The organism is Lachnospira pectinoschiza (genome assembly GCF_900103815.1).
GTDB classification, from domain to species: Bacteria; Bacillota; Clostridia; order Lachnospirales; family Lachnospiraceae; genus Lachnospira; species Lachnospira pectinoschiza_B.
This window is the reverse complement of record NZ_FNHZ01000004.1, coordinates 15,484-29,931: the sequence shown is the minus strand read 5'-3', so window position 1 is coordinate 29,931 and position 14,448 is coordinate 15,484. Positions and strand designations below refer to the sequence as shown.

Genomic DNA, 14,448 nt, shown 5'->3' with positions numbered 1-14,448 from the left:
TATGAAAGTATTGATTTATAAGTGGAAGGTCTTTAACCAAGAAGATATAGCCGAGGCTTTCTTTGACTATGGCTACGAGGTCGTAGAATACGAGGAACCCTCTGTCTATCTTGATGAGGAAAAGGGCCTGAAGTTTCATGATAATAATGAGCTTACTAATATAATTAAAGGAGTTGATATGGTCTTCTCCTTTAATTATTTTGCTCATATATCAGACATTTGCAACAAACTAGGCATAATCTATATAAGCTACACAGTGGATTCACCACTAATTTCCCTATATCATAATTCCATTTACAATCCTTGCAATTACATATTTGTCTTTGATAAATTTTTCTATTACCAGCTAAAGGAATTAGAGCTTCTGCATCTTTTCTACCTTCCTTTAGGGGCAAATGCAAAAAGGATTGAAAGTCAGCTAGAAAAGAGTAATATTCCTTCATGCCTTGATATAAAGGATTATAAATACGACCTATCCTTTGTTGGGGGCATGTATCACAGAAATTCCTATGACAATATTAAAGATAAATTAGATGAGGATTTAAGAAAATTTTTTAATGAGGTTTTAAAAGAGCAGCTCTTTAGCCCAGGCATGGATATTATTGATAATTCCCTATCTGTTGAGCTCTTAACAAAACTTCTTGAAATTACAGATTTTAAGCAAAGCGAGGGTTCTTTTTCAGATATCCTTACAGTCTTTACTAACACCTTTTTAGGCTTTAAACTAGCTAACATTGAAAGAGTGGTAATGCTTAATGCCTTAGCAGCAGCCCTAAAAAACTACGGCTACAAGGTGGACCTTTTTACAGACGACACAGATAATAATTTAGAAAATGTAATTCTTCACAACACCGTAGACTACAATACTAAGATGCCAGAAATCTTTAGACAATCTAAGATTAATCTTAATATAAGCCTTAGAAATATAAGAACAGGTATCCCTTTAAGAGTCTGGGATGTGCTAGCTTCTGGTGGCTTTTTGCTTACCAATAAACAGATAGAATTAGAGGATTATTTTAAGATAGGGGAGGACCTCGTGGTCTTTGAAAGCATAGATGAGGCAGTAACTAAGAGCCTTTACTATCTTGAGCATGAGAAGGAAAGAAAAGAAATTGCTAGGTCTGGTTTTGAAAGAGTTAAAAAATATCATAGCTATCGCCAAAGAATAGGGAATATCCTAGATTGCATAGCAGGAAATAAAGAGTAGTAAATAATAATAAAGAATAATCAGTAAGCACAATAAAAAAGGACCGGCATTAGCCGGCCCCAAATTAGCTTTAATCTTGATCCACTATTTTAGCTGAGAAGACACCATCGTATTCCTCAAAGGTATGTTCTTCAATTTTTCTCATCATAACTGTAATATAAGGATCCTTAAAGTTAAGAGCAAAATACATATTTCCAAGTACTTCATCAATAACCTGAATCTTAATATCTAAAAGAGAATCAGAACGAACACTAGCACTAGCTGCAACTCTTAAATCATAGTTTGCAAACTGTTGAATAATATTCTTGCCAAATCCAAATCTAAGGCTAAAGTCACCGTAGGCGTTAGTATAATTAAAGCAGCCCTCTGATTTGTCCTCATTTATATCAATTGAAAACTTCTTAATAGTGCATACATTTTCATCTAGTGCCTCATAGCTTCTCTTGTTTATATTATCGAGGAAGTTGGCACACTTACTAGCTTCAATCATAGAAGGCTCCATAATCTCAAGCTTTCTTGAATTAGCATAAGTCTCTAGCTCTTCATCAGAAACACTGTCAAAGACTTTGTTTAGCCCATCCTTATTTGATACATTTTCAAGCGCATCTAATTTATCAACAATTTCCTCCCAGAAACTATCATAGATTAGCTGAACGCCGCCCTTTCGACCTTGGGCATCTGCAGTAGTAATAAGAATAATGTCCTTATCTGGTACATAAACTGCCAACTGACCGCCCATGCCATACATTGCGTATCCCCCATGACTTGTGCGCCAGAACTGATAGCCATAGCCCTGCATCTCTTCTAAAGTATCAGACTTTGCCCAGTTATCAGAATGACAACTAATGGCATCCTCAATATATTCCTTTGGAAGAAGCTGCTTTCCAAACCAGTCACCCTTATGAACTACAAGATAGAAAACCTTTAGTAAATCAAGGCTTGAACAGTTAAGTCCAGAACCACCCATGCTCATATTAGTTGGGTCTGTTAAAACATAAGCCTCCTTACTAAACTCTAGCTCATTAAGGAATTTATCTCTTAAATAATCAAGGAAATTCTTACCAGAAAGTCTCTCAATTAAGATTCCTAAAGTGTGAGTCGAACTTGTATCATAGGCAAAGTTAGTGCCTGGCACATGAGTTGGCTTTGTTGTAAAAAATGAACCTAGCCAGTCAGAAACACCAGTAGCCTTATAGGTTGTAAATCTATGACAAGACTTCATCTCAAGCATATCCCTAATTGTCATCATCTTAAGGAAAGGATGCACCTCTCCCTCAGGCAATTTATCTGGGAAGAAATCCACGATGTGATCATCAAGAGATAATTTTCCTTCTTCAATTAAAAGACCAATTCCAAGGGATACAAAAGACTTAGTTACAGAAAACATTCTATGTAGCGAGTCCCTAGTATAAGGGGCATAGAAAGAATCATAGATTAATTTGTCATGACGCATTAGCATAATTGAATGCATCGGCAAATGTTTTTCTTCAAGGCGTTTAGAAAAATTCATAATATACTCATTAGGAATTCCAAGCTCTTTTGACTTAGCTTGTTTAAAAAATTCAGTCATAAGTTAGTAACCTCCATAAAAATCCCGCATTACATAAAACAATTATATGTATTAGCAAGTTACAAATCAAGTTTTCAACTTGAATATTGATGCATTTTATATTATATTAAAAATAGATTGTATACGATTTAATTTCAGAGGTATTTTATGGACACTATTTTGTCAAGATGTATAAAGGATTATGAAAATTTAGACGAGACCAGTAAAAGGTCTAGAGTTGGCATATTTACAGGAATTGTAGGTATTGTTGTAAACCTATGCCTTGTGATTTTAAAACTAGTAGCCGGTTTTATTACAGGGGCTGTCTCAATTACAGCAGATGCAGCTAACAACTTTTCCGATGCTGCCTCTTCAATTGTCACCTTAATAGGATTTAAAATGGCTGGAAAGCCGGCAGATAAAGAGCACCCTTATGGCCACGGCCGTATGGAATATATTGCAGGCCTTGTAGTAGCAGAGCTTATCCTACTTATGGGAGCGGAATTACTACACACTTCAGTTTTAAAGATAATTCATCCAAACAAGGTTATCTTTAGTGTTGTATCCATTGTAATCTTGGTATTTTCCATCCTTGCAAAAATCTTCCTAGCCCTTATTAATAACAAGCTAGGCCACAAATTTAATTCCACAACTATGCTTGCCACTGCTAGCGACTCAAGAAATGATGTCCTTGCAACATCTGTGGTTTTAATTTCAGTTATCCTTACAAGCTTTTCAAACTTTAACTTTGATGCCTATGCAGGTGCCCTTGTGGCAATCCTTGTACTAATCGCTGGAGTTTGCACTATTAGAGACACGGTTTCACCGCTACTTGGTAAAGCTCCCGATGAAAGAATGGTTTCAGGCATTAAAAGAATTGTTTTATCTAATAATAGAATTTATGGCTTCCACGACCTTATCGTTCACGATTATGGTCCTGGTAGAAAATTTGTATCCCTTCACGCAGAAATCGACAAGGACCTTGACCTAGTCACTGCCCACGACTGCGTGGATGCAATAGAAAAGCAGATATCAGAAGAGTTTAAGTGCTATGTAAGTATTCACGCAGACCCTATAGATATTGGCTATAAGAACAAGAACTAGATTGTTGAAAATGTATCTAGAACTTATAAAACCACCTTAATCTAGGTAGACTCTTAAATCCATCCACCATCAAACTGAATAATCTGACCAGTTAAATAGCTAGGTGACTCAAGTATTTTTCTTACAAGTTCTGCAACTTCGCTAGGCTCACCTAGTCTTCTTTCAGGAATTTCAAGGGCAAGTTCTTCTAGCTCTTCCTTTGATAAATGGCCATTCATCTCTGTATCAATGGCACCACAGGCAATGGCATTAACCTGGATATTACTTGGGGCAAGCTCTTTAGCTAAGGCCTTAGTAAAGGCATCCACGCCGCCCTTAGTAGCACTATAAGCCACCTCACAGCTAGCCCCGTAAAGCCCCCAGACAGAAGAGATGTTAATAATCTTACCTTCATGTCTTTTAATCATGTCATTTACAGCAAAGTGGCAGCAGTTATAAACAGAACCAAGATTAGTATTAAGAATCTCTTGCCACTCCTTATAAGACATATCTTGGAAAAGCCCCACCATAGAAATACCAGCATTGTTAATTAACACATCCACACTGCCAAATTCCTTTAAGGCAAGATCAAACATCTTTTCCACATCTTCGTAATTTCCCATGTCACCTGTAAAACTAATGACTTTATTAGAAATGCACGATAATTCTTTCTTAGTCTCCTCTAAAAGGCTTGAATTGTGAAAACTGCTAATAAGAATATTTGTATCAGGGCCAGCTAGGTTTTTAGCAATAGCTTTTCCAATTCCTCTAGAGGCACCTGTAATAATTATATTTCGACTCATTTTTTAGTCCTTTCTAGTATTTATCCCTATTTAAAGCGGATTTAATATTACATTTTATTTTCTAGATTATATCAAAAACTCCCTATTTATGCCATTAAAAATGTATAGCTATAATGATTGTGGAAAACTTATCCACAAAGCTTATGCTTTCTATTGTTGATAATGTTTATTATTTCTATTAGATTTTTATATCTAAAGTAAAGAAGAACGATTAAATATAACAAAAGTTACTATTGATTTTTATTTTTTTGTGCATCTTTTACAAAAAATATCCTTTCTACTAAAATTATTTAAAATAGTCTTGACATTATAAATGTGGAAACTTTAGACTTATCCACAGCGTAAAAGCCCTGATTTCAAGGGCTTTTGGACTTAACCACAAAGTTATCCACTTTATCCACAATTAAAAAGTGAATTATTAAACCTAAATTTATCCCCCTAAAAGTAGGAAATGAATTTTGTTAAAAAGTGAGAATCTAAAAATAGGGTTTGACATTTTAACTAAGAGATGAACCAGCAATTTTGCGGTACTCTAGTACTAGTTTTTAATTTAAAATGGTAAATAAGCATAGCTAATTGGTTCAATGGTATTAATTAAAAATATACTTATCCACACTGGTGGTAAATAATCCACAAGTTCAAAGCCAGTTAGGAGAAGACTTATAGGACTTGTCCACATTTTTAAAAAATATACTAGTACTTTGGAACTAAAATTTTAAATAAGTTATCAACATGGTGGGTAAAACTTGGTGGAAAAGCAGTTCCAAAATTTACATAAAGTTCATAAGTTCTAAACTTGTTTAAATACGTAAATATGATATAATATACACATAAAGATACAACATGTATCTAACAGTCGTGAAACTTACATATGGGATTTGTGTTAAGGAGGTTTTTAAGGGGTTAGGCATTTCAATTAACATTTATTCATGGGGACGGTAAGTCTAAAAATTAAATAAGAGATTTTGAAATAGTATATTTTGAATAGAAATTGAGATGTTTGATATTAGTACATGTGAAGTTGTTTTTCCCACGACAATCTAATGTAAAGGAGTTGGACATCATGCGTTTTATTATAACAGGTAGAAATATTGATATTACAGAGGGTTTGAAGTCAGCAGTAGAAGATAAACTAGGAAAGTTAGACAGATTTTTTGCTCCTGAGACAGAAGTCAATGTTACATTAAGTGTTGAGAAAGAAAGACAGAAGATTGAGGTTACTATTCCTGTAAAGGGAAATATCGTTAGAGCCGAGGAGGTAAGTAATGATATGTACGTTTCAATTGACTTAGTAGAAGAAGTCATTGAACGTCAGTTAAAGAAATATAAGAACAAGATTGTTGATAAGCAGAACAATCATGCAAGCTTCACTAAGGAATTCGTAGAAAAGGAAGTAGAGGATGAGGAAGAAGTAAAGATCATCCGTACTAAGAGATTCGGCATTAAGCCAATGGATCCAGAAGAAGCTTGTGTACAGATGGAATTACTTGGCCATGACTTCTTTGTATTCTTTAATGCAGAGACAGAAGAAGTTAATGTTGTCTATAAGAGAAAGGGCAACACATATGGTCTTATTGAACCAGAATTAGACTAGTATTAACTAGTAATTCTACTTATATTAGTGAATTGGCTAAGTCAATCCTAATTAAACAAAAACTGTTTAGGTAATCTAAAGACTGGGTTGGTTATCTAAAATTAGAGGAAGAGGAAGACTTAGTTATATAATTAATATTTATGGGCATACTTAAATTTTTAAGTATGCCCTTTATCTTTATTTTTTATCTTTGTTACATATCTGTATTCTTTATCTTTATTTAATATTCATAGCCCCCTGAAAACTTGCGTATAACCTAACAAAATGTTACAATTACAAACGTGTGAAAACTTGTTAATTGTGCAAATTTTCCAATTTCGTTTTTGCCTTAATTTGGCTGAAACGATGCACTAGAGGAATTAAAAGGAGCGTAAAATAATGGGATTAGCTCAGAAAATTTTTGGTACTCACAGTGAACGTGAGCTTAAAAGAATTACTCCAATTGCTGATAAGGTAGAGGCGCTAAGAGATGAATTTAGCAAATTATCAGATGAGCAATTACAGGCTAAAACAAGAGAATTCAAGGATAGATTAGCTAAAGGGGAAACATTAGACGACATTTTACCAGAGGCTTTTGCAACAGTAAGAGAAGCTTCTAAGAGAGTTCTTGGTATGGAACATTATAGAGTACAGATCATTGGTGGTATTATTCTCCACCAGGGACGTATTGCTGAGATGCGTACTGGTGAAGGTAAGACACTTGTTTGTACATTACCATCTTACCTTAATGCCCTTACAGGAGAAGGCGTTTTAGTAGTAACAGTTAATGACTACTTAGCAAAGCGTGATGCTGAATGGATGGGTAAGATTCATGAGTTCTTAGGTTTAAAGGTTGGTATCGTTCTTCACGACCTTAAGCCAGATGAAAGAAGAGAAGCTTATGATTGTGATATTACTTATGTAACTAACAACGAACTTGGTTTTGATTACCTTCGTGATAACATGGCAATCTACAAGGAACAGCTTGTATTACGTAAGTTAAATTACTGCATTATCGATGAGGTGGATTCCATCCTTATTGATGAGGCTAGAACTCCTCTTATTATTTCAGGTCAGTCAGGTAAGTCTACTAAGATTTACGAACTTTGCGATTTACTTGCTCGTCAGTTACAGCAGGGTGAATACAAGGGCGAGATGACTAAGATGCAGTACATGATGCAGGAAGATATTGAAGAAGATGGCGACTTTATCGTCAATGAGAAGGATAAGGTTGTTAACTTAACAGAACAGGGTGTTCACAAGGTTGAGCAGTTCTTCCACATCGACAACTACGCAGACCCAGAAAACTTAGAGATTCAGCATAATGTAACATTAGCTCTTCGTGCTAATTACCTTATGCATAGAGATAAGGATTATGTAGTTAAGGATGATGAAGTATTAATCGTTGATGAATTTACAGGACGTATCATGCCAGGTCGTCGTTATTCAGATGGTCTTCATCAGGCTATTGAAGCTAAGGAGAAGGTAAAGGTTAAGAGAGAAAGTAAGACTCTTGCTACAATCACTTTCCAGAACTTCTTTAATAAGTTTGCTAAGAAGGCAGGTATGACAGGTACTGCTATTACAGAGGAGAAGGAATTTAGAGATATCTATGGCCTTGATGTAGTAGAAGTTCCAACTAACAAGCCAGTTCTTAGAAAGGATTTAAACGATGCAGTATTTAAGACTAAGAAGGGTAAGTTCGCAGCAGTAGTTAACGCTGTTAAGGAAGCTCATGCTAAGGGACAGCCAGTCTTAGTAGGTACAATTACAATTGAGACATCAGAATTACTTAGCAAGATGCTTACAAAGGAAGGTATTCCTCATAACGTATTGAATGCTAAGTTCCATGAGCAGGAAGCTGAAATTGTTGCTCAGGCCGGTGAACACGGTGCCGTAACAATCGCTACTAACATGGCAGGTCGTGGTACTGATATTAAGCTTGATGAAGAAGCAAGAGCAGCAGGCGGTCTTAAGATTATTGGTACAGAAAGACATGATTCAAGACGTATTGATAACCAGCTCCGTGGTAGAGCAGGTCGTCAGGGTGATCCTGGTGAATCAAGATTCTATCTATCTCTTGAAGATGATTTAATGAGACTCTTTGCACAGGAGACTTTAATTAATACCTTTAATAGACTTGGTGTTGATGAGTACGAACAGCTTGAGCATAAGATGCTTAGCCGTGCCATTGAATCAGCTCAGAAGAAGATTGAAATTAACAACTATGGTATCAGAAGTCACTTACTTGAATACGATCAGGTAATGAATGAACAGCGTGAAATTATGTATGCTGAAAGACGTAAGGTTCTTGATGGTGAGAACATGCGTAAGTCAATCATTAAGATGATTACTGACTTTGTTGAAAATGTAATTAATCGTACAGTCAACGAAGATGCCGATTACGAAGATTGGGATTATGAAGCTATTAATGAATTATTAATTCCTACAATTCCACTTCCAAAGGTTTATCCAGATGAGAATATAAAGACTAAGAACGAGCTTATGCAAGACCTTAAGGAAAAGGCTGTAAGACTTTACGAAGAAAAGGAAGCTCAGTTCCCAGAAGCAGAGCAGATTCGTGAATTCGAGCGTGTTATCCTACTTAAGGTAATTGATAGAAAGTGGATGGATCACATCGACGATATGGATCAGTTAAAGCAGGGTATCGGTTTACAGGCTTACGGTCAGAAAGACCCAGTTGTTCAGTATAAGATGATGGGTTATGACATGTTCAACGAAATGACAGAAGGCATTACAGAAGATACAGTAAGACTTCTTATGCATGTACAGGTTGAGCAGAAGGTTGAAAGAGAACAGGTTGCTAAGGTTACAGGAACTAATAAGGACGACGGTCCATCTGTTAAGGCACCAGTTAAGAGAGTAGATAAGAAGATTTACCCTAACGACCCATGCCCATGTGGAAGCGGTAAGAAGTATAAGAATTGCTGCGGTAGAGCATAATAACAGTGATAATTATTTTTAGATATAAAGGCAAGGACATTTAACTGTCCTTGCTTTTTACAATTATTTTTGATAAAAAGATAATAAGTAAATTAAAGGAAGAGATAAGTTAAAGGAGCCGATATGGTTGAATACGATCAGTTTAAATTAAAATTAGAGGCCTTAGAAAAACCTCTTAATGGAATCAAAGAATCCCTAGATCTTGATTCTAAGGCAAAAAGAATAGAAGAGATAGAAGCAGATATGGAAGCTCCAGGCTTTTGGGACAATCCCGACAAGTCCAATAAAGAGATGAAGGAATTAAAGAGCTTAAAGTCTAGCTTTGAGAATTACGACGCCCTAAAGCAAAGTCTTGAAGACATTAAGACTTTAATTGAAATGGCAGAAGAAGACGAAGATACTTCCCTTGTAGCAGAAGTAGAAGAGGAACTTAGTAAGCTAGAAACTAACATGGATAATCTAAGAATTGAAACTCTTTTATCCGGCGAATATGATAGCTGTAATGCCATTCTTACTCTTCATGCAGGAGCAGGTGGAACTGAGAGCTGCGACTGGTGTCAGATGCTTTATAGAATGTACACAAGATGGGCAGAAAAGCATGATTATAGCTATGAAATCATTGATTACCTTGATGGTGAAGAAGCAGGAATTAAGTCTGTAACTATTGAAATCTCAGGTGATAATGCCTATGGCCATTTAAAGTCAGAACATGGCATCCACAGACTAGTTAGAATTTCTCCATTTAATGCAGCAGGCAAGAGACAGACATCTTTTGTTTCCTGCGATGTTATGCCAGATATTGACAAGGATATCGACATTGAAATTAACGACGATGATTTAAGAATAGATACTTACCGCTCAAGTGGTGCCGGTGGACAGCATATCAACAAGACAAGTTCTGCCATTAGAATTACTCACCTTCCAACAGGAATCGTAGTACAGTGTCAGAATGAGCGTTCTCAGCATCAAAACAAAGACAAGGCTATGCAGATGTTAAAGTCTAGATTGTATTTACTTGCTCAAGAGGAAAATGCAAAGAATGCCGCAGATATTCGAGGAGACGTTAAGGATATCAATTTCGGAAGCCAGATTAGAAGTTACATTTTACAGCCATATACTATGGTAAAAGACCACAGAACAGCCAAGGATATTGGAAACGCTCAGATGGTTCTTGATGGTGATATCGACCCATTTATCAATGCTTATTTAATCTATATAAGCACAGGCCAGAAGGCCAACGAAGAAACTGACAATTAAATATGAATTCTAATATATTCTCACTATTAATAAAATGTGCTATAATATTTTTAGTTATAAACGGGAGAAATAAAAGCTACAAATCCTTATAAAGGAAAGCTAATTCAAGGAGGATAATACATGGCAAGTTACATCAAACCAGTTGTTTTCTCATTAAATGGACATCTCTTTGGCGTGGATATAAGTCTAATCCTATCAATTGAAAAACAGGTAAAAGCGGTAAGAATACCTAATGAATCTCCTTGTGTAGAAGGTATTATTAATCTTCGAGGAGACATAATTCCTCTTTATGATTTAAAGAAGAAGTTCACTTTTGCCGGGGATAGTGCTAATCCAGCCGATAAGAGTATAATCGTTATAAGAACTAAAGATACTAAATTAGCTATAACAGTAGATAGCGTTTTACACATAGGGGATGTGGAAAGCGCTAACATTAGCGAAATGCCCGAATTAGCTAAAAAACCAGGGGAAGAGGTTTTTGACAGAGTAGCCAACATTAATGGTAAATTAGTGGTTTTACTAAACGTAGATGCCATTCTTTCAAAGGAAGAATTATCAGACATCGAGAAGGTGAAGGAGGCCGCTAATAAAGAGGTGGAGAATGAACAAGACTAAATTTAAAAGAAGTGCAGGAATTTTAATGCCCATAAGCTCCCTGCCATCGCCTTACGGCATAGGAAGCTTAGGAAAGGCAGCCTATGAATTTGTAGATTTTGTAAAGGAGAGCAAGCACAAGTACTGGCAAGTTTTGCCCCTTGGCCCAACAACCTACGGCGACAGCCCTTACCAGTCCTATTCAGCTAATGCAGGAAATCCATATTTTATCGACCTAGACATCTTAATTGAGGAGAAGTTACTCTTAAAGTCCGAGGTATTAGCCCTAGACTGGGGCGATGGCTTTGTCCCTGTTGAAGTAACAGAGCAACAAGCTCTACTAGGACAGTATGAGAAAGCCTATGATATTAAACTAGGGGACAGTAGATACGTTAGTTATGAGAAAATGTATAAAAACCGCTACACAATTCTAAGAACTGCCTTTAAGCGTTTCCTTGAGCTTATAAAGACAGACAAAAGTAAAGCGGATGCATTTTCAAAATTCATAAAGGAAACTAAATGGCTAGAAGACTACGCTCTTTATATGGCCCTAAAGGCTGAAAACGACCACAAATCCTGGGCAAGCTGGGAGGATGATCTTCGTTTTAGAAAAGAAAAGGCCTTAAAGGCAAAGGAAGAAGAGCTAAAGGATGAGATATGTTTCTGGCAATTTATTCAGTATAAGTTCTTTGAGCAGTGGGATAAATTAAAGGCCTATGCCAACAGCTTTGATATAGAAATTATTGGGGATATTCCAATCTATATGGGCTATGACAGCGTGGATGTCTGGGCAGGCCAAGAACAGTTTCAATTGGATGAGAACTTAACGCCAACTAAGGTTGCAGGAGTTCCACCAGATGATTTTAGTGCCGATGGCCAGAAGTGGGGAAATCCGCTCTACGACTGGGATAAGATGGCAAAAGATGATTTTAAATGGTGGAGAGATAGGGTAAAATGGCAGACCAAGCTCTACGATGTTATAAGAATCGACCATTTCCTAGGCATTATAAAGTACTATACAGTTCCTGAGGCTGACGAGAATGCAAAGAATGGAAGCTACAAAAAAGGACCAGGACAAGCCCTTCTTGATGCCATTAACGAAGAACTTGGGGATAAGAAGCTTATAGCAGAAGATCTAGGCGTCTACCTAGAAGAGGTCAATGAAATTCTAGAATATAACGGATATCCAGGTATGAAGGTCCTTGAATTTGCTTTTGGTGGCAGCAGGGATAATCCACATTTGCCTTATAACTATGAGAAAAATTGCGTAGTTTATGGAGGCACCCATGATAACGAAACCATTGTGGGCTTCTTTAAAGATAGGCCAGATAGCGAGCTTGCCTATGCTTTTGACTATTTAGGAACTAAGAATAGGGAAGAGCTTTTGGATAAAATGTTTAGAGCTGCCTATAGTTCAGTGGCAGTCCTTACAATTTTTGGCGTCTGGGACATTTTAGGTCTTGATAATCATGCAAGAATTAACATGCCTTCAAGCACAGGCACTAACTGGAAGTGGCGTATGACTAAAGGTGCTCTTGATGAAAAATGTCTTAACGTAATGAAATATTACGCTAGCGTTTTTGATAGAGAACGTGTATGATAATAGAAGAAAACTAATAATCAAAGTACAATTCGTCTTTAACTGGGCGGATTGTACTTTTTAAAATGTAAAAAAATCCATAAAATTATTTTATAACCCTAAATTTTCCAAAACAACATAAAATAGTACTAAAGTACCATTTACTTATGATATATAGCTGATATAATAAAGATAGAAAGAGAACTTAATATGTTGGCAAACTTAGCGAAAGCTAAGGACGCAAAGCCAAGGGTCTAAACCTTCAAGGATGAAGGAATGATAGCCGGTTGCACTTTATTTCGATTAACTTTTAATAACTAGAAGTTTACAGGGATGTAAAAAGCTAGTTATGTTAGAGTTTTAATGAAGTTTATTCTGCACCCGGTAAGGGTGCTTTTTTATTTTAAACAACTGTTTAAGTAATCTTTAAGTTAACAAGGAGGTTAACTTACTAGGGATTGGACAAGGAAGTCGCATAAGACAGGGAGGTCGAATAAGACTCGGGGAGTCAGATAAGCAGGATGGCTTAAGATTTTTACGTAAGAAGTTTATCTAGTACTCATATGTAACATTTAAAACTTGGCGTGGAGAATGGGAGATATGATTATGAGGAATTCTAGAAAAAATGTAAAGTTTTTATCAATTATTGCAGCACTTTTAGTTATGGGAACAGGTGCATTTATCGCAATTAACGTTGCAGGAAGCAACAATTCAAAAAAGAGCGCATCAGTGAGTGTGGCAGCAGCGAATACAACTGATACAAGCAATAGCGGATCAGTTGCAGGAGAAAGCGAGTTAGCTACAGGAACAGGGAAAATCAATGTAGACGAGCAGGAGACAGATATGGGATATAAAGCAGTAGTAGGCTCAACTGGCAGCGCTAATGAATCAACAACACAAAGTCAGACTGAAGCCCCAACACAAGAAGAAACAACACAGGCAGCAACAGAGGCCCCAACACAAGCGCCAACACAGGCAGCTACACAGGCGCCAACACAAGCAGCTACACAGGCAGCAACAGAGGCTCCAACACAAGCTCCTACTCAGGCAGCAACAGAATTAAGTATTAATGCTCATAGATCAGACGATGAGTATCATAGTATGGCAGCAACTAATGCAGGTGTTTATTCATCATATATTCAACAGGTTTATAACCTTATTAACGAGGAAAGAGCAGCCGTTGGTCAAGCAGCAGTATCATTCGATAGCAGTTTAACAATAATGGCTTGTCATAGAGCAGTAGAGAATGCTGACAATAATTTCTTTGACTATTCAGGTGGACATCATAGAAGACCATTCTATGCAGCAGATGGAAGTTATAAAGAAGCTAAGACAATATGCTATTACTATGGACAATATGGTAGCTTTGGAGAGGTAATGGGAAGATATCAATCAACTCCAGCAGCTATTGTACAAGGATGGCATGACTCACAAGCCCACTATAATTGTATGGTAAGTTCTAAGTATACAAGAGTAGGCGTGGGAGTTGCACAAGACTCAGCAGGTAAGTACTACTGGGTAGCAATATTTATGAATTAGTGTTACAAGTTTGCGTATAAGCTAAATTTGAATATCCTACAAGATGAAACCTAAGTTAGGAAATAGCCTGATTTAAAGTCATCGTTAAGAGAAGACTTTAACCAATGGTTAAAGTAGAAGTTACCTAATTTTACAGTGCTTAAGCGACAGGACATGTGCTTGTCCCCAAATGTTGATAAGGCAGACTGTCGCTTAGCATTTAAAAATTTATATAACTTTGCTATTAAGTCTTAGGACTTTTTAGATGTAGGATATGGCAATCCTCCCCCCGCCGTATCTTGCATATATAAAGGCAATGGG

At 36.6% G+C, this 14,448-nt stretch carries 10 protein-coding genes and 1 riboswitch; of the genes, 8 read left to right on the top strand and 2 right to left on the bottom strand.

Annotated features, from left to right (window positions below; all coding sequences use genetic code 11):
* Position 1: 1 nt before the first annotated feature.
* The gene (locus BLQ66_RS07160) at positions 2–1,207 is read left to right on the top strand and encodes a CgeB family protein (RefSeq protein WP_074521593.1); all 1,206 of its coding nucleotides are present in this window, start codon (positions 2–4) and stop codon (positions 1,205–1,207) included.
* Positions 1,208–1,277: 70 nt separating this feature from the next.
* Here BLQ66_RS07160 and BLQ66_RS07155 read toward each other — a convergent pair whose 3' ends face one another.
* Entirely contained in the window at positions 1,278–2,777 is a 1,500-nt protein-coding gene (locus BLQ66_RS07155) for a serine hydrolase domain-containing protein (protein ID WP_074521592.1), read from the bottom strand.
* Between the two features lie 147 nt (positions 2,778–2,924).
* Here BLQ66_RS07155 and BLQ66_RS07150 point away from each other — a divergent pair, with 147 nt between their 5' ends.
* Entirely contained in the window at positions 2,925–3,860 is a 936-nt protein-coding gene (locus tag BLQ66_RS07150) for a cation diffusion facilitator family transporter (protein ID WP_074521591.1), read from the top strand.
* A gap of 53 nt (positions 3,861–3,913) precedes the next feature.
* Here BLQ66_RS07150 and ymfI read toward each other — a convergent pair whose 3' ends face one another.
* On the bottom strand, positions 3,914–4,642 hold the full coding sequence (gene ymfI, locus BLQ66_RS07145) for an elongation factor P 5-aminopentanone reductase (protein WP_074521590.1): 729 nt from the start codon (positions 4,640–4,642) through the stop codon (positions 3,914–3,916).
* Positions 4,643–5,705: 1,063 nt separating this feature from the next.
* Here ymfI and hpf point away from each other — a divergent pair.
* The 6 genes from hpf (at position 5,706) to BLQ66_RS07115 (ending at position 14,148) form a co-directional block, all read left to right on the top strand.
* Entirely contained in the window at positions 5,706–6,236 is a 531-nt protein-coding gene (hpf, locus tag BLQ66_RS07140; protein ID WP_027432185.1) for a ribosome hibernation-promoting factor, HPF/YfiA family, read from the top strand.
* 378 nt (positions 6,237–6,614) lie between these two features.
* Positions 6,615–9,179 (top strand): preprotein translocase subunit SecA, encoded by a 2,565-nt coding sequence (secA, locus tag BLQ66_RS07135; RefSeq protein WP_074521589.1) that lies wholly within the window; start codon positions 6,615–6,617, stop codon positions 9,177–9,179.
* 123 nt (positions 9,180–9,302) lie between these two features.
* Positions 9,303–10,436, top strand: coding sequence for a peptide chain release factor 2 (gene prfB, locus BLQ66_RS07130; protein WP_074521588.1), 1,134 nt, complete (start codon positions 9,303–9,305; stop codon positions 10,434–10,436).
* A gap of 120 nt (positions 10,437–10,556) precedes the next feature.
* Positions 10,557–11,051 (top strand): chemotaxis protein CheW, encoded by a 495-nt coding sequence (locus tag BLQ66_RS07125; RefSeq protein ID WP_074521587.1) that lies wholly within the window; start codon positions 10,557–10,559, stop codon positions 11,049–11,051.
* The gene (malQ, locus tag BLQ66_RS07120) at positions 11,038–12,630 is read left to right on the top strand and encodes a 4-alpha-glucanotransferase (RefSeq protein ID WP_074521586.1); all 1,593 of its coding nucleotides are present in this window, start codon (positions 11,038–11,040) and stop codon (positions 12,628–12,630) included. The genes BLQ66_RS07125 and malQ overlap by 14 nt, the downstream gene beginning before the upstream one ends.
* A gap of 184 nt (positions 12,631–12,814) precedes the next feature.
* A riboswitch (cyclic di-GMP riboswitch) is annotated at positions 12,815–12,904 on the top strand.
* Positions 12,905–13,215: 311 nt separating this feature from the next.
* Complete coding sequence (locus tag BLQ66_RS07115; protein ID WP_074521585.1) at positions 13,216–14,148, top strand: CAP domain-containing protein; 933 nt, start codon at positions 13,216–13,218, stop codon at positions 14,146–14,148.
* The last annotated feature ends 300 nt before the right edge of the window (positions 14,149–14,448 follow it).